Origin of the sequence: Hominisplanchenecus faecis (genome assembly GCF_020687205.1) — a bacterium.
Classification (GTDB): domain Bacteria; phylum Bacillota; class Clostridia; order Lachnospirales; family Lachnospiraceae; genus Hominisplanchenecus; species Hominisplanchenecus faecis.
Map to the genome: position 1 here is coordinate 17,174 of NZ_JAJEQE010000036.1, position 17,810 is coordinate 34,983.

At 45.5% G+C, this 17,810-nt stretch carries 11 protein-coding genes and 1 tRNA gene; all 12 read left to right on the forward strand.

Annotated features, from left to right (window positions below; translation table 11 throughout):
* Positions 1 to 380: 380 nt before the first annotated feature.
* A complete protein-coding gene (locus tag LKD42_RS10350; protein ID WP_248835639.1) occupies positions 381 to 3,011 on the forward strand; it encodes a YfhO family protein in 2,631 nt (876 codons plus the stop codon).
* A 217-nt stretch (positions 3,012 to 3,228) separates the two neighbouring features.
* Positions 3,229 to 4,311 carry a 3-isopropylmalate dehydrogenase gene (leuB, locus tag LKD42_RS10355; RefSeq protein WP_147631073.1) on the forward strand — a complete coding sequence of 361 codons (1,083 nt, stop codon included), beginning with the start codon at positions 3,229 to 3,231 and terminating at the stop codon, positions 4,309 to 4,311.
* A 38-nt stretch (positions 4,312 to 4,349) separates the two neighbouring features.
* Complete coding sequence (gene ilvD / locus LKD42_RS10360; RefSeq protein ID WP_248835640.1) at positions 4,350 to 6,017, forward strand: dihydroxy-acid dehydratase; 1,668 nt, start codon at positions 4,350 to 4,352, stop codon at positions 6,015 to 6,017.
* Between the two features lie 163 nt (positions 6,018 to 6,180).
* Positions 6,181 to 7,863, forward strand: coding sequence for a biosynthetic-type acetolactate synthase large subunit (gene ilvB, locus LKD42_RS10365; protein ID WP_248835641.1), 1,683 nt, complete (start codon positions 6,181 to 6,183; stop codon positions 7,861 to 7,863).
* A 179-nt stretch (positions 7,864 to 8,042) separates the two neighbouring features.
* Positions 8,043 to 9,125, forward strand: coding sequence for a 3-phosphoserine/phosphohydroxythreonine transaminase (gene serC / locus LKD42_RS10370; RefSeq protein WP_248835642.1), 1,083 nt, complete (start codon positions 8,043 to 8,045; stop codon positions 9,123 to 9,125).
* Between the two features lies 1 nt (position 9,126).
* Positions 9,127 to 10,287, forward strand: a complete 1,161-nt coding sequence (locus LKD42_RS10375) for a phosphoglycerate dehydrogenase (protein WP_248835643.1) — start codon at positions 9,127 to 9,129, stop codon at positions 10,285 to 10,287.
* Positions 10,288 to 10,415: 128 nt separating this feature from the next.
* Complete coding sequence (locus tag LKD42_RS10380; protein WP_248835644.1) at positions 10,416 to 11,666, forward strand: DUF1015 domain-containing protein; 1,251 nt, start codon at positions 10,416 to 10,418, stop codon at positions 11,664 to 11,666.
* A 232-nt stretch (positions 11,667 to 11,898) separates the two neighbouring features.
* The gene (glgB, locus tag LKD42_RS10385) at positions 11,899 to 14,544 is read left to right on the forward strand and encodes a 1,4-alpha-glucan branching protein GlgB (protein ID WP_248835645.1); all 2,646 of its coding nucleotides are present in this window, start codon (positions 11,899 to 11,901) and stop codon (positions 14,542 to 14,544) included.
* Between the two features lie 3 nt (positions 14,545 to 14,547).
* Positions 14,548 to 15,420 carry a mechanosensitive ion channel family protein gene (locus tag LKD42_RS10390; protein ID WP_147631077.1) on the forward strand — a complete coding sequence of 291 codons (873 nt, stop codon included), beginning with the start codon at positions 14,548 to 14,550 and terminating at the stop codon, positions 15,418 to 15,420.
* 123 nt (positions 15,421 to 15,543) lie between these two features.
* Positions 15,544 to 15,930: a metal-sensing transcriptional repressor gene (locus LKD42_RS10395; protein WP_248835646.1), complete on the forward strand. Its 387-nt coding sequence runs from the start codon at positions 15,544 to 15,546 to the stop codon at positions 15,928 to 15,930.
* A 78-nt stretch (positions 15,931 to 16,008) separates the two neighbouring features.
* Positions 16,009 to 17,316, forward strand: coding sequence for an LCP family protein (locus LKD42_RS10400; protein WP_248835647.1), 1,308 nt, complete (start codon positions 16,009 to 16,011; stop codon positions 17,314 to 17,316).
* Between the two features lie 136 nt (positions 17,317 to 17,452).
* A tRNA-Thr gene (locus LKD42_RS10405) sits at positions 17,453 to 17,525 on the forward strand.
* Positions 17,526 to 17,810 lie beyond the last annotated feature (285 nt).

The following is a 17,810-nucleotide window of genomic DNA, read 5'->3' on the forward strand; positions in this document are numbered from 1 at the left end:
AAAAAGATGAAAGATGGATTGTATCCGGATCCATTTTACAACAACATTTCGGGGAGGGCAGCCTCCCCGTTTTTGTATTGCGACACTTTTGTAAGTTAAGTTAATAAAGTATTTTGCAAATGTATACAGAAGCATTTGTTTACAATATGATGTTCAAATCTTCATAAAAAAGTAAGAAAGATAAACAACATTAATGCATAATGTAAAAGTAATGTAAAAGCTTTCCAGATGCTATTGACAATACTATAAATACGTAGTAGTCTGCAGAAAAGTACGGAATATCTGCGAAACCGGAAAGACGAACAGAAATCGCAGAACCGTTTATCACTGTTTTCTTACAAAAGGAAACCAAAAGGGAAAATAAAGAAGAGGGGAAGAAAATGGGAGAAAAAGAGAAATGCAGGAAAGGGAACGTGCAGTATTTTTGCATGTATACAGCCGGTTTTCTGGCAGCGGCACTTTTATTATTACTGATCTTTGCAAAGGAACATGCATCTTTTACCAAAATGGTGGACGGTGTGGCACAGCATTATGCAGTGCTGATGTGGATCCGTAATACGCTGCGGCAGTTTTTACATGGAAATTTTGCATTGCCGATGGTTGATTTTTCGGTTGGACAGGGGTTTGATGTGATCGGGACGCTGAACTATTACGGCGTTGGGGATCCCGTCAATTTGCTGACCGTATTTTTTGCGGATAACCATCTGGATCAGATGTATATGTTTCTGATTCTGTTTCGGATGTATCTTTCAGGCCTTACTTTTTCTTATTATTGCAGCACGGCCGGGATTCAAAGAAAAGCCTCTGTACTGTGTGGTTCCTGGCTGTATGTATTTTGCAGTTTTGCACTGATCGGTGGAATGAAGCATCCGCTGTTTTTAAATGGTATGCTGTATCTGCCGCTGCTGCTTGCCGGAACGGAGAAAGTCCTGCAAAAGAAAAGCATCCGCTTTTTAAGCGTATCGGTGGCACTTGCCTTTATGAGCAACTACTATTTCATGTACATGAACACCATACTGTGCGGCATTTATCTGTGTGTACGGCTTTTCGGACATTATCGGGAATACGGGATCAGAAAGATCCTACTGCTGATCTTAAAAATGGCGGCGGCGTGGATCTGGGGCATATGCCTTGGAGCAGTGATCATTCTGCCGTCCGTCTATGCCTTTCTTCACAATGCAAGAGTGGACACTGCGGTGGAAGAGGCACAGAACTTTTACAGCATTGCACACTACCGGAAAATGATCCTCGGATTTTTCCAGACACTTCCGATGACGAACGGCTGGACAGTACATGGAACGGCGATCGGCGGTCTTGCCGGTGTGCTGATGCTCTTTACGTCAAAAAAAAGGAGTCGGGAAAATTGCCAGCTGAAGATCGGATTTGTCGTGCTGCTTGTGTTGCTCTGTATTCCGTTTGGCGGAAAAATGATGAATGGTTTTGCTTATGTGACAAACCGCTGGAGTTACGGCATGGCGTTTTTATGTGCACTGATGGCAGCTCAGGAGGTTGCAGATTTAAAAGAACAGAATACAAAAATATTCCTGATCCTTGGAGCGGCAGCGGGCATCCTTGCTGCAGCATTATCCGCATCGAACGGAAAAGCCATGCGATATGCAATCGCAGCTCTTGCAGTGACCGTTCTGGCATTTGCACTTGGAGCGATTCTGGAGCGAAAGCAGAGAAAAAGACTGGCGGGATGTCTGGTGTCTTTCGTTGTGTTTGCCGGTGTCTGCTGCAATCTCATCACCTTCTTTACACCGGTCGGATATTCTTATGCCGCACGTTTTACAAAAAGAGGCGTGTCGGAGTCCGTATTACTGAACCGTGCCGTAAAAAATGTGCAGAATGCAAAGCTTGCGGAAGACGGATTTTATCGGGTGGAACTGCCGTCCTCCCTGTATAACTGCTCGCTGGCAGCAAATATCAACACAACAGAGTTTTATTACAGTGTAATTCCGAAATCCATGAAAGATCTCTATGTTTCACTTGGAATGGCAAAATATGAACGTCCGAATGTCATGGAAGGTCTGGAAAACCGTCAGATCCTTAAAAATATGCTCTGTGTCCGTTATCAGGCTGATAAAAAAGGAATCACGGTCAATAAGGATGCATTGCCAGTCGGATACACGTATGACAAGATCATGAGCAGAGAAGATTATGACCGCCTGACGCCGCTTGAGTGCCAGGCAGCACTTCTGGAATATGCTGTTTTAGATGACGATGCTGAAAAAATCCTGGAAAAACAGGGGAAGACTTTTGAAAGAGGAAAGAGTCCTTCTGATGGTGCTGTTATAGGTGGAAATCTGAAAATTACAGGAGAGGATCGGGCATCCTGGAAAAATGGAACGTTAAAAGGGAAAAAACAAGGCAGAATGAAACTGAAGTTTCAGACAGAAGAAAAGTCAGAGACTTATCTGGTGCTGAAAGACCTCTCTTCCAGATTAAAAGTAAGAAAAAAACATATGCTTTCCGTGCAAAGCAAAAAAGCAAGGCAGGAGATTCCGATGTGTGCAGTGAGCAATGAAAAAAAGATGAAACGGGATGTGATCGCAGTCAATCTTGGCATCAGGCAGGCGGGAACCTGCAGCCTGCATTTTCATAAATCACATACTTATAAGCTGAAAGAGATGGAAATTTATGGTATTTCCGAAAGTTTTATCAAAGAACAGACAAAAAAGCGGCGAAAAGAATCTATGACAGATATAAAACAGAGTACAAATTGTATCAAGGGCAGGATCAGCGTATCCGAAGATAAGATTTTGCAGCTGGCGGTTCCATACAGCAGGGGATGGCACATTTTTGTTGATGGAAAAAAGGAAAAATCTTTCGCCAGTAGTGTTGCTTATACCGGGATCTTTCTTGAAAAAGGGGAGCATACGGTCGAAATGCATTATATCAGCCCGTGGATCATTCCCGGTACGGTGCTGAGTGTGGCGGCATGGATCTGGATGGCACTGTCTTTTGCCGTAAAAAAGAGAAGAATTTCGGTAGATAAGAGAATAAAATAGTTCAGATTTTTGAAAAAGTGGCTATTTGTCGTAAGGAAAATGACGGATAGCCGCTTTTTTTGTTGTTATTAAGGTTGAAATCTGTACCAAAATGCATTATCATATAGAATTAAAGCGGTAAAGTTTCAAGAGAAAAACAAGAACAATACTTTACCAGGATGTATGCAGAGATATGCAGGCATATGCAAAACTGCAGATGAGAACGGAGGAAAAGGATATGAGTTACAACATCGCAGTCATTCCAGGCGACGGTATCGGACCGGAAATCGTGCGTGAAGCACAGAAAGTGCTGGATGCGGCAGGAAAAAAATATGGTTTTGAATTAAAATATACAGAAGTTTTAATGGGAGGAGCATCCATCGATGTTCATGGTGTGCCTCTGACAGATGAGGCGATCGCAACCGCAAAAGCAAGCGATGCCGTTCTGATGGGCTCCATCGGCGGAGATGCAAAAACCTCCCCGTGGTACAAACTGGCACCGAACCTTCGTCCGGAGGCAGGACTCTTAAAAATCCGCAAAGAGCTGAATCTGTTTGCAAACTTAAGACCGGCGTACCTGTACGAAGAATTAAAAGAGGCCTGCCCGCTGCGTGATGATATCATCGGTGACGGTTTTGATATGATGATCATGCGTGAGCTGACCGGCGGTCTGTATTTCGGAGAGCGTCACACAACCGAGGAGAACGGAGTACGCAAAGCCGTTGATACACTTTCTTATGATGAGAATGAGATCCGCCGTATCGCTGTCCGTGGATTTGACATTGCAAGAAAACGCCGCCATAAAGTAACCAGTGTGGATAAGGCAAACGTTCTGGATTCTTCCAGACTGTGGAGATCCGTTGTGGAAGACGTTGCAAAAGATTACCCGGATGTCACACTGGAGCATATGCTGGTAGACAACTGTGCCATGCAGCTGGTGCGTGACCCGAAACAGTTCGATGTCATCCTGACCGAGAATATGTTCGGAGATATCCTTTCCGATGAGGCAAGTATGGTGACCGGTTCTATCGGAATGCTCTCTTCCGCCAGCCTGAATGAAACAAAATTCGGTCTGTATGAGCCAAGCCACGGTTCTGCACCGGATATCGCAGGCAAAGATCTGGCAAACCCGATCGCTACGATCCTTTCCGCTGCCATGATGCTGCGTTTCTCACTGGATCTGGATGAAGCGGCAGATGCGATCGAAGCAGCGGTAAAACAGGTACTCAAAGACGGATACCGCACAGGCGATATCATGTCGGAAGGATGCACAAAAGTCGGAACCGTTCAGATGGGAGATCTGATTGCAGAACGCGTATAAAACCGAATCCGGCATCATATAAATGGAGGTATGTTACAATGAAAAGTGATAATGTAAAAAAAGGGATCCAGCAGGCACCGCACCGTTCTCTGTTCAATGCTCTTGGCATGACAAAGGAAGAGATGGAGCGTCCGTTAGTTGGTATCGTAAGTTCTTATAATGAAATCGTTCCGGGTCATATGAATCTGGATAAAATCGTCAATGCAGTAAAACAGGGTGTTGCCATGGCAGGCGGTACACCGGTAGTATTCCCGGCGATCGCAGTCTGCGACGGTATTGCCATGGGTCATATCGGTATGAAATATTCTCTGGTAACAAGAGATCTGATCGCAGATTCTACCGAGGCAATGGCACTGGCACATCAGTTCGATGCCCTGGTCATGGTTCCGAACTGTGACAAGAATGTACCGGGACTTCTGATGGCAGCCGCACGTATCAATGTGCCGACCGTATTTGTAAGCGGCGGCCCGATGCTGGCAGGTCATGTGAAGGGACGCAAACGCAGCCTTTCCAGTATGTTTGAAGCAGTCGGAGAATACTCTGCAGGCAAACTGACCGCAGACGATGTATGTGAATTCGAAGAAAAAGTATGTCCGACCTGTGGTTCCTGCTCCGGTATGTACACTGCAAACAGCATGAACTGTCTGACAGAAGTACTTGGTATGGGACTTCGTGGAAACGGAACTATTCCGGCTGTATATTCCGAGCGTATCCGTCTTGCAAAACATGCAGGTATGCAGGTTATGGAAATGTACCGTCAGAATATCCGTCCACGCGACATTATGACAGAGGATGCAATTTTAAATGCTCTGACCGTGGATATGGCACTGGGATGTTCTACAAACAGCATGTTGCATTTGCCAGCGATTGCACATGAAATCGGCATGGATTTCGATATCACATTTGCAAATGAGATCAGTGCAAAGACACCGAACCTCTGCCACCTGGCACCGGCAGGCCCGACCTATATGGAGGATCTGAATGAAGCCGGCGGTGTTTATGCCGTTATGAATGAATTAAATAAACTTGGTCTGCTGCACACCGACTGCATGACCGTTACCGGAAAGACCGTAGGCGAGAATATCAAAGACTGCGTAAACTTAAATCCGGAAGTCATCCGCCCGGTAGAAAATCCGTACAGCAAGACCGGCGGACTGGCTGTCCTGACCGGAAATCTGGCACCGGACGGAAGTGTTGTAAAACGTTCTGCCGTTGTGCCTGAAATGATGGTACATGAAGGTCCGGCAAGAGTCTTTGAATGTGAGGAAGATGCATGTGAGGCTATTCTCTCCGGAAAGATCAAAGAAGGCGATGTTGTCGTGATCCGTTACGAAGGACCAAAAGGCGGTCCTGGTATGAGAGAAATGCTGAATCCGACTTCTGAGATCGCAGGTATGGGACTTGGTTCCACGGTTGCCCTGATCACAGACGGCCGTTTCAGCGGTGCGTCCAGAGGAGCTTCCATCGGTCACGTATCACCGGAAGCAGCAGTCGGCGGTCCGATCGCACTGGTAGAAGAAGGCGATATCATCAAGATCAACATTCCGGAAAACAGACTGGAACTGGCTGTTTCTGATGAAGAGCTGGCAAGAAGAAAAGCTGGCTGGACACCGAGAGAGCCGAAGGTAAAGACCGGCTATCTGGCACGTTACGCTTCTATGGTAACTTCCGGTAACAGAGGAGCTATTCTTGTTTCAGAAAAATAATTCTGAAACAAGAATGGAAGCTCCGCAGGATCGCACTGCGGTGGTGCAGAATTATGTCGCAAAGGCGGGCCACCGCAGACGGAGAATGTGCCGGAGCACATTCTATACCTGGGCAAAATAAGAGAAACATAACAGTAAGGAAAGTAAAGGTGAGGATAGCAGGATGAAGTTAAATGGTTCAGAAATCGTAATCGAGTGCCTGAAAGAGCAGGGCGTAGACACTGTTTTCGGTTATCCGGGCGGCACGATTTTAAATGTATACGATGCATTATATAAACATGGTTCAGAGATCAATCATATCTTAACATCCCATGAGCAGGGTGCTGCTCATGCGGCAGACGGATATGCGAGAGCAACCGGAAAAGTCGGCGTATGTATGGCAACTTCCGGTCCCGGAGCCACGAATCTGGTAACCGGTATTGCAACCGCATATATGGATTCAATCCCAATGGTTGCCATCACAGCGAACGTAGCCGTTCCGCTGCTTGGAAGAGACAGTTTCCAGGAAATTGATATCACAGGTGTAACGATGCCGATCACAAAGCATAACTATATTGTAAAAGACATCACAAAACTGGCAGATACCATCCGTGAAGCATTCCGCATTGCACAGGAAGGCAGACCGGGTCCTGTTCTGGTTGATATCACAAAAGACGTGACCGCAGCAGAGACTGAGTATGTAAAAGAAGAGCCGATCCCGGTAGAACGCAGCACACAGTATATCAAAGAAAAAGATCTGGAACAGGCGATTGAGCTGATCAATGAGAGTGAAAAGCCGTTTGTATTTGTCGGCGGAGGTGCTGTGATATCCGGAGCTTCCAAGGAACTGATGGAGTTTGTGAAAAAGATAGACGCACCGGTTGCAGACAGCCTGATGGGAAAAGGTGCTTTTGACGGCACCGATGAGCTTTACATGGGTATGCTGGGTATGCACGGAACAAAAGCATCCAACTTAGGTGTAACAAAATGTGATCTGCTGATCACGGTCGGTTCCCGGTTCAGTGACCGTGTCATCGGAAATGCCAGCCGTTTTGCAAAAAATGCCAAAATTCTCCAGATTGATGTCGATCCGGCAGAAATCAACAAAAACATTCAGGTAGACTGCAGTATTATCGGAGATCTCAAAGAAGTGCTGACACGTCTCAATCAGAGAATTGAAAAACATGAGCATAAAGAATGGATCAAAGAGATTGAGACAATCTCCGAAGAGCATCCTCTGAAATACAATGAAGAAGGTCTGACCGGTCCGTATGTGATCGAGCAGATCTATAAAGTAACCGAAGGAAATGCCATCATCACAACCGATGTCGGACAGCATCAGATGTGGGCTGCACAGTATTATCGTTACAAAGATCCGCGTACCTTCCTGTCATCCGGTGGACTTGGCACCATGGGTTATGGTGTCGGTGCTGCAATCGGAGCCAAAGTGGGCAGACCGGATAAAGTGGTACTGAACATCGCCGGAGACGGATGTTTCCGTATGAACATGAATGAGATTGCAACCGCAGCCCGATACAACATCCCGATCATTCAGGTTGTCATCAATAACCATGTGCTCGGTATGGTTCGCCAGTGGCAGACACTGTTCTACGGAAAACGTTATTCACAGACCATTCTGAATGACGGTGTGGATTTTGTGAAAGTGGCAGAAGCACTTGGTGCAGAAGGCATCCGTGTAACGAAAAAAGAAGAAGTCGCACCGGCTGTTGAAAAAGCGATCGCACTTGGCAAACCGGTTGTGATCGACTGTGTGATCGACTGCGACGACAAAGTATTTCCGATGGTTCCGGCAGGTGCCCCGATTGAAGATACATTTGATCAGGACGATCTGAATAAAGAAGCATAAATTCGGTTCTGCAAGCCTTTTTCCAGAACTTGGAAAAAGGCTTGACTAATTTTTAACAAGGTACTATAGTAAAGTGTAGAAAATAAGTGCTGATATCTGGCGGAGTTTTGAAAACAGGCATCAGCACTTGCTATAAAACTCATCACACAACAAAGTGAGAAGTCAAGGAGGATATGAAAGTGAGCAGAGTGTACAATTTTTCAGCAGGTCCGGCCGTATTACCGGAAGAAGTATTAAAAGAAGCAGCAGCAGAAATGCTGGATTACAAGGGCTGTGGTATGTCCGTTATGGAAATGAGTCACCGCTCACAGGTCTTTGACGATATTATCAAAGAAGCAGAGCAGGATCTGCGTGATCTGATGCATATTCCGGATAACTATAAAGTGCTGTTCCTGCAGGGCGGTGCTTCACAGCAGTTTGCTATGATTCCTATGAATCTGATGAAAAACAAAGTTGCAGATTATATCGTAACAGGACAGTGGGCAAAAAAAGCATATCAGGAGGCACAGAAATACGGAAAAGTAAACAAGATCGCAACTTCTGAAGATAAGACATTCTCCTATATTCCGGATTGCTCCGATCTGCCGGTCAGCCCGGATGCAGACTATGTATATATTTGTGAGAACAACACCATTTATGGTACAAAATTCAAAACACTGCCGAATACAAAAGGCAAGACACTGGTAGCAGACGTTTCTTCCTGCTTCCTGTCAGAGCCGGTCGATGTCACAAAATACGGCATCATTTACGGCGGCGTTCAGAAAAACATCGGACCGGCAGGCATGGTGATCTCCATTATCCGCGAAGATCTGATCACGGATGAGGTACTGGAAGGTACACCGACCATGCTGAAATTTAAGACACATGCCGATGCAGGTTCTCTGTACAATACACCGAACTGCTACTGCATTTATATGTGCGGCAAGGTATTCAAATGGCTGAAAAAGATGGGCGGTCTGGAAGTCATGAAAGAACGCAACGAAAAGAAAGCAAAACTGCTCTACGATTATCTTGACAGCAGCAAGCTGTTCAAAGGAACGGTAGAAAAAGATTCCCGCTCTCTGATGAACGTTCCGTTTGTCACAGGTGACAAAGACCTGGATGCGAAATTTGTAAAAGAAGCAAAAGCAGCCGGACTTGAAAACCTGAAAGGTCATCGTACCGTTGGCGGTATGCGTGCAAGTATCTACAATGCAATGCCATATGAAGGTGTGGAAGCACTGGTAGCATTTATGAAGAAATTTGAAGAGGAGAATCTGTAAAATGAAATATACATGCTTAAACCCGATCGCTTCTGTAGGACTGGATCAGTTCACAGAAGGTTACGAAAAAACAGAAAAAATGGAAGATGCAGACGCAGTGCTGGTAAGAAGTGCTGCCATGCATGATCTGGAGCTGCCGGATGGTCTGTATGCAGTTGCACGTGCCGGTGCCGGTGTCAACAACATTCCGCTGGATAAATGTGCAGAAAAAGGTATCGTTGTATTTAACACACCGGGAGCCAATGCAAACGGCGTAAAAGAGCTGGTGATCGCAGGCATGCTGCTGGCTTCCCGTGATATCATCGGCGGTGTGGAATGGGCAAAATCCGAAGCCGGAAGCGAAGATATTGCAAAAAAGGCAGAAAAAGAAAAAAAGAAATTTGCAGGATGCGAACTGATGGGCAAAAAGCTTGGTATCATCGGACTTGGTGCGATCGGTATCCAGGTGGCAAACGTGGCAGAATGTCTGGGTATGGATGTATATGGTTATGATCCGTACATTTCTGTTGATGCGGCATGGAAACTTTCCAAAGGCGTAAAACACATCAAAGATGTGGACGATATTTACCGTACTTGCGATTATATCACGATCCATGTACCGCTGCTGGATTCTACCAGAAAGATGATCAATCAGGATGCAATCGACCTGATGAAGGAAAATGTCGTGATCCTGAACTTTGCACGTGATATGCTGGTAGATGAAGAGGCTATTGTAAAAGCCCTTAAAGAAGGAAAAGTAAAGAAATACGTCTGCGATTTCCCAAATACCACAACCGCAGGTGTGAAAAATGCGATCATCATCCCTCATCTGGGAGCATCCACCGCAGAATCGGAAGACAACTGTGCAAAGATGGCAGTTCAGGAACTGATGGAATACCTGGAAAAAGGAAATATCATCAATTCTGTAAACTATCCGAACTGCAGTCTGGGCGAGTGCACACATGCAAACCGTATTGCGATCAACCACCGCAACGTAAAGAACATGCTGGGACAGTTTACCGACATTTTTGCAACATCTGATATCAACATCGCAAACATGGTAAACAAGAGCAAAGGCGATTATGCATACTCTCTGTTTGATCTGGACAGCGTGGCATCCAAAGAAGTACTGGATAAGATCCGTGCAGTCGAAGGTGTGCTGAGAGTCAGAGTGATCAAATAAAAAACAAAAGAATAAGAAAAACAAGAGGACAAAAGGCTGTTGCAGTTTTCTGCTTCAGCCTTTTTCAGTACGGAAGAGGCGGCTCATAAACCGAAACGCCCGGACCGTGCAGAGATGGAGGAATGATTATGGCAGAGATCAGAACATTTTGTGCTGTACATCCGGCAGAAGGACTTGCATCTAAACTCGCAGCCCTTCCTTATGATGTCTACAGCCGTGACGAGGCAAGAGAACAGGTAAAAAAAGCACCGGAAAGCTTTCTGGCGATCGACCGCCCGGAGACCCAGTTCCCAAAAGATCAGGATATGTATGCACCGGAAGTCTATCAGAAAGCACATGATATGTTAGAGGAATGGATCAAAAGAGGCTCCTTTGTGCAGGATCAGCAGAAATGTTACTATCTGTATGAACTGACGATGGATAGAAGGTCACAGACCGGTCTTGTAGCATGTGCCTCGATTGACGATTATTTAAACGGTGTGATCAAAAAGCATGAAAATACAAGGGCAGAAAAAGAGCAGGACCGTATCCGACACGTGGATACCTGCAATGCACAGACCGGACCGATCTTTCTTGCCTACCGCAAAGATCAGACGATCGCAGAGGTGACAGCAAAAATAAAACAGCAGAAACCGATGTTTGCGTTTGTCTCGGAAGATGGCATCGGACATAAAGGCTGGAGAGTGGATGCAAAAGAGGATATTGCAATAATTGCAGATACATTTGCGAAAATAGATAAAATTTATATCGCAGACGGACATCACAGGGCAGCATCGGCAGTCAAAGTAGGGCAGCTTCGCAGAAAACAGCATCCGGATTATGACGGCAGCGAAGAATTCAATTATTTTCTGTCGGTATTATTCCCGGATGAGGAACTTTACGTTATGGATTACAATCGTGTCGTCCTGGATCTGAACGGACAGACAAGAGAAGGCTTTCTGAAAAACGCAGCGAAAATTTTTGATGTACAACCGGTAAATGCGGCATATCATCCGCAGAAAAAGGGTACTTTTGGCATGTATCTTAGCGGTCAGTGGTATCAGCTTACGGCAAAGGCAGATCTTACAAAAGACGATCCGGTGGAAGGTCTGGATGTCGCTTATCTGCAAAGAGAATTTTTGCAGCCATATCTGGATATCCAGGATCCGAAAACATCAAAACGCATCAGGTATGTGGGCGGGATCCGCGGACTTTCCGAGCTGGAGCGTATGGTCGATCATGTAAAAGAGACGCAGCAGAAAGATGCGGTGGCTTTTTCCATGTATCCGACTTCCATGGCAGAACTGTTTGCCGTAGCCGATGCCGGCATGCTGATGCCGCCGAAATCCACATGGTTTGAGCCGAAATTAAGAAGCGGACTGTTTTTACATATGTTATAATTTTTTTGCTTTTTTACTGAAGTTGTTTGTGTTAAAATAGAATAATAAGATGCCAGGGTGCTATGTGCCAGTGGCACATGTTTCGCACCGACCGAAGCGGAGCGTAGAAAGGATTGTGGGAGTGCAACGCACGGAACAATCCGCAGGTATCATAATTTAAGAAACATTATGGGCAAGCAGCAAAGCGGATTGCGAATATCCGCTTAAATACATAAGGGAGGGTTTGAAGATTATGGACAACAAATTATATGAAATGATGGACTGGGCAGCAGTAGAGGGGATTGTATATTCAGAAGAAGATCATCCGCACGATATTCTGGGGGCACATGTGACAGAAGAAGGGATTCTGATTCAGACGTTTCTGCCGACGGCAAAGAGTGTGACAGTGGTGTTGAAAGACAGCAAAAAAGAATATCCGATGGATTTAGAGGATGAGGAAGGCTTTTTCGCTGCACTGCTTCCGGGTAAAAGAATTCCGAAATATCATTATCACGTAGATTTTGGAGAAGAAGCAGACGGAAAAGAAAATATCGTAGAATACGAAGATCCATATCGTTTTGCACCACAGATCACGGAAAAAGAAACGAAGAAATTTAATGCAGGCATCTGCTACGATATCTACGAAAAACTGGGATCACATCCAATGACGGTCAATGGTGTGGAAGGTGTTTTGTTTGCAGTATGGGCACCAAATGCCATGCGTGTCAGCGTGGTAGGCGATTTCAACCTCTGGGATGGCAGACGTCTGCCGATGAGAAGACTGTGGGATTCCGGTATTTTTGAACTGTTTGTACCGGGACTTGCTGCAGGACAGCTCTATAAATATGAAATCAAGGCAAAGGGAGGGCTGACATTCTTAAAAGCAGATCCGTATGCCAATGCTGCACAGCTTCGTCCTGACACGGCATCGGTGATCACAGACCTGAGTCAGTATGCATGGAAAGATGAAGCATGGCTGAAACAGAGAAAAAATGCAGACAGTAAGAAGGCTCCGATGTCCATTTATGAGGTACATCTTGGCTCATTCCGCAAGCCGGAGGACGGCAGGGAGTTTTACAATTATCGTGAACTGGCTGTGATGCTTGCAGACTATGTAAAAGAGATGGGCTATACGCATATTGAGCTGATGCCGGTTATGGAGCACCCGTTTGACGGTTCCTGGGGCTATCAGGTGACCGGATACTATGCACCGACCAGTCGTTACGGCACACCGGAAGATTTCATGTATTTCATGGACTATATGCATGCACAGGGCATCGGCGTGATTCTGGACTGGGTACCGGCACATTTTCCGCGTGATACGTTTGGACTGGCTGCCTTTGACGGAACCTGCCTGTACGAGCACCTCGATCCGAGAAAAGGTTCCCATCCGCACTGGGGCACACTGATCTACAATTACGGTCGTCCGGAAGTCAAGAACTTCCTGATCGCAAACGCACTGTTCTGGGCAGAAAAGTATCACATTGATGGTATCCGTATGGATGCGGTGGCTTCCATGCTCTATCTTGATTATGGAAAGAACGAAGGAGAATGGGTGCCGAATATCTACGGCGGAAACGAGAATCTGGAAGCAGTTGAATTTTTCCATCATCTCAATTCCATCTTTAAACAGAAGGAGCCGGGGGTTCTGATGATCGCCGAAGAATCCACAGCATGGCCGAAAGTAACGGGAGCCGTTGAGGATGAGGGTCTTGGCTTTGACTACAAATGGAACATGGGCTGGATGAATGACTTCATTTATTATATGTCACTGGATCCGATCTTCCGTACCGCAAATCATGGGGCACTGACGTTCAGCATGGTTTATGCGTACAGTGAAGATTATATCCTGACCTTGTCACATGACGAGGTTGTACACGGCAAAGCATCCATGATCGGCAAGATGCCGGGTGACCGTGAGCAGCAGTTTGCAAACTTACGTGCCGCTTATGGATTTATGCTGGCACATCCGGGCAAAAAGCTTTTGTTCATGGGACAGGATTTTGCACAGTATGATGAGTGGGCAGAGGATCGGTCACTGGAGTGGGAGCTTTTGCAGTATGATGAGCACAAGCAGATGCAGAATTATGTGAAAGCACTCAATACATTTTACAAAGAGCATCCGGCACTTTACGAAATGGACTATGATCCGGATGGATTTACCTGGATCAATAACATTTCTGCCAATGAAAATATGGTAGTCTTTACCAGAAACACAAAGAAAAAAGAAGAGACGCTGCTGATCGTCTGCAATTTCTCACCGCTGACTTACGAAAACCACAAGATCGGCGTTCCATACCCTGGAAAATACAAAGAAATCTTTAACAGTGACAGCAAAGAATTCGGAGGCAGCGGAGTCGGTAATCCGAGACTGAAACAGTCAAAAAAATCAGAATGCGATGACAGAGCGGATTCGATCCTGATCACGGTTCCGCCGATGAGCATTACGGTTTTTTCTTATACAAAAGCGGCAGCCGGAAGAGCGGTCAACAAAAAAACGGCAACAAAGAAAACAGCCGAGAAAAAAGTTACCGAAAAGAAAACAGCCGAAAAGAAAGTGGCTGCTGTAAAAGAAACGGAAAAGAAAACAGCTGAGAAGAAAAGCAGTGAAAAAGTAACTTCGATCAAAGCCGCTTCTGAGAAAAAAGCAGCTGCAAAGAAAACAACCGCAAAACCAGGAACCGGTAAGCAGGCAACCCCAAAAGCAGAGCTGGAGATGGCAGCTGCAAGTGAAGAAAAAGTGACAAAGACGGCAGAAAAAGCACCGAAAAAAAGCCTCAAAGAAGAACTGGAAGCCAAAATCGCAGAAAGTGCAAAGGCAGAGGAAGAAAGAAAAAACAAGACAACGGGCAGAAAACCGGCCGCAAAGAGCAGACGAAACAAACAGCAGGAGAAATAGCAGATGGAACAAATAGCAGAGAATACGGCAGATTCGCTGACCGAAAGTGTAAAAGAAGTCAATCAGTTTACACAGTATTTTCAGGGGAAAATGCCGGGGCTTATGGATCTTGGCATCAAACTGGTCATTGTCCTGATCGCATTTTTTGTCTGCCGCAAGATCATTCAGCTGATCCTGAAGATTTTTGGCCGATCCTTTGAACGGGCCGGAATGGAGGCAGCATCCGCACACTTCACACTTTCCATTATGAAAGCCATCATGTACGTGATGGTGATGGCAGTCATGGCCACTTTTCTCGGAGTGTCCGGAGCGTCGGTTGCTGCACTGATCGGCTCGATGGGAGTCGGCGTTGTGCTGGCGTTAAAAGAATCGCTTTCGAATATTGCGGGGGGATTTATCTTATTGTTTATGAAACCATTTGTCAGCGGAGATTATATCCACGAAGATACCCATGGAAATGAAGGAACCGTGGTGAAGGTGGATCTCTTTTATACGACACTTCTGACGGTCGATAACCGTACCGTATCGATTCCAAACGGAATCATCACTAACAGCAGTCTGACGAACATTTCAAAGCAGGATAAGCGGCAACTGCGTGAAAAGGTAGGGATTTCCTATCGAAACGATATCAATGAGGCAAGGAAAGTGCTGCTCGCTATTTTGCAGAAGGATGCGGCCATTCTGAAAGAAGAGAAGATGGAAGTGGTCGTTGAAAGTCTTGGAGACTCCGGTGTGATCCTCGGGTGGCATGCCTGGGTAAGACCGCAGGATTATTTTCCGGCAAAATGGCGGATCACCGAAGAAATCAAATACAGATTTGATGAAAATCAGATTGAGATCCCATATCAGCAGATCGATGTGAAGATCAGCCGGTAAGAATATCCGGTAAAAGCAGGAGGAGTACAGAGTTTGCTGCCTGTGTCGGTCAATGTAGAAAAATGACAATGACAGAGGGAGAAAAACAGAAGTAAGGGGCAAGTTACAGGAGGATAAAATATTATGGAAACAAAGAAAAACGGTGTGCAGGCGGAAGCCCATACAAAAGAGCAGACTTCCGGCGGACATGCCCACAGTCACACGCATGTGCTGGAGAACGGAACGGTTGTCACGCACACGCATACGCACAGTCACGAACATACAAAAGCCGTGTTAAACCGTCTCTCCCGTGCGATCGGACACCTGGAGTCTATCAAGAAAATGGTGGAAAACGGCAGAGACTGCAGTGAGGTGCTGATCCAGCTTTCCGCAGTCAAAGCAGCGATCAACAATACCGGAAAAGTCATTCTTCAAGATCACATCCAGCATTGCCTGGTAGATGCGATCGAGTCCGGAGACAGGAAGGAAATTGAAGAATTGAATAAGGCAATTGACAGGTTCATTAAATAGTGTATAATAATTCAGTAGACTTTTTAACGATGAATTTCATTAGAATCTGCTGCAGAAGATGCGGCCGAAGAGGAAGGCATGAAGAAAGACAAGACACGCAAGAAAAGTTCTGCATATAAAAAATATCGCAGACACAAGATTTTATTTATCACAGAACTGATCATTTTGATTCCGCTGCTGGCATTTGGCTTTTTGTATGTACAGTTTGAGAAAAAACTCGGCAATATTGATACTGTGACGCTTCAGTCCGGTGATATCCAGGTGAATGAAGAAGTGGAGAACAATGCAGTTCTGCATGGCTATACCAACATTGCCCTGTTCGGTGTTGATTCCCGTGACGGAAGTATGGATTATACAAACACCGATACGATCATCATTGCGAGCATCAATAACGACACGAAAGTGGTAAAACTGGTATCCATATACCGTGATACCTACCTGAATATCGGTGAAGACCGTTATGGAAAAGCCAATGCAGCCTATGCAAACGGCGGTTATAAATGGGCGATCAATATGCTGAACCAGAACCTGGATCTGGACATCACGGATTTTGTAACGGTGAACATGAATGCACTGGTAGAAGTAGTAGATGCACTTGGCGGTTTTGATTTTGATCTGACAGACGAAGAGGTTGTACATATGAACAACTACTGTGTCGGAACGTCTGAAATCACAGGAAAATCTTATGAACGTATCGAGCCGGAAGTGGCGGGCACGTATCATCTGAACGGTGTGCAGGCAGTATCCTACACCCGTATCCGTTATACAGCCGGAAACGATTACAAACGTACCGAACGCCAGAGAGAGCTGATCGCCAAAATCGTGGCAAAAGCAAAAAAAGCAGATATGAAGACGCTGGTAGATATCATGGACAATGTGTTCCCGATGATCTCCACCAGTCTCAGCAAATCGGATATTGTATCTCTGGGAATGAATATGTTGTCTTATCAGCTGGGGGATACCTGCGGATTCCCGTTTGAACACCGTACAAGTGATCTGAGCGGAGATTCCGAAGTTCCGGTTACCTTATCCTGGAATGTTACCAGACTGCATGACTACCTGTTTGGCATCAAAGATTATGAGCCGTCCGCAGGTGTACAGGAGCGAAGTGCTCATATCGAAGAAGTCAGCGGATTCAGCAAAGGCAGTGCCGTCAGCAAAGAGAATTATACGCTGAACGGAGAAGAAGCCGGAAAAGATGTCGATGACAATATTCCGGGAATCCAGGAGACCGAGTCTGAGACAGAAACCCAGACGCAGGAAGCGGCAGTCAGCGATAATGGTGACGGCAGTGTTTATGATGATAATTCTTACAATAATTTTTACGATCAGGAGCAGTATAACGATTACAGCCCGGATGGATATAATTACGATGAAGAATATTGAGTCGAGCAGATATCTGCAATGGAAATGGGAAATGTATTTGACTTAGTTAAATTGTAATTATTTTTGTGAAAATACTTGCAAAACAGACAATAATCATGTATAATAATTTGAGTCAGCAGCAATGCTGCTGACCGATGCTGGAATAGCTCAGTCGGTAGAGCACTTCACTCGTAATGAAGGGGTCGAGGGTTCAAGTCCCTTTTCCAGCTTGACAGAAAAAATACCGGAAATCCAGTAAAATCAAGGGTTTCCGGTGTTTTTTGCGTTTTGAAACAGCTATTTTTCTGATGCATAAAAACCGCCTGAAACAGTGCGAAAAAGTGTAAAATGTTTGGAAAGTGTAGTCAAAATGTAGTCACTTTTTCAGTGCTGTCAGAAGTATTATTTTGATATGATTTTTTTGCGAAATCGTTCAGCTTCTGGATGGATTTTCCTTCCTGCCTCCGCAGTTCTGCGTAGGTATCCAGTAACATCTTCGAATTACTATGCCCCAT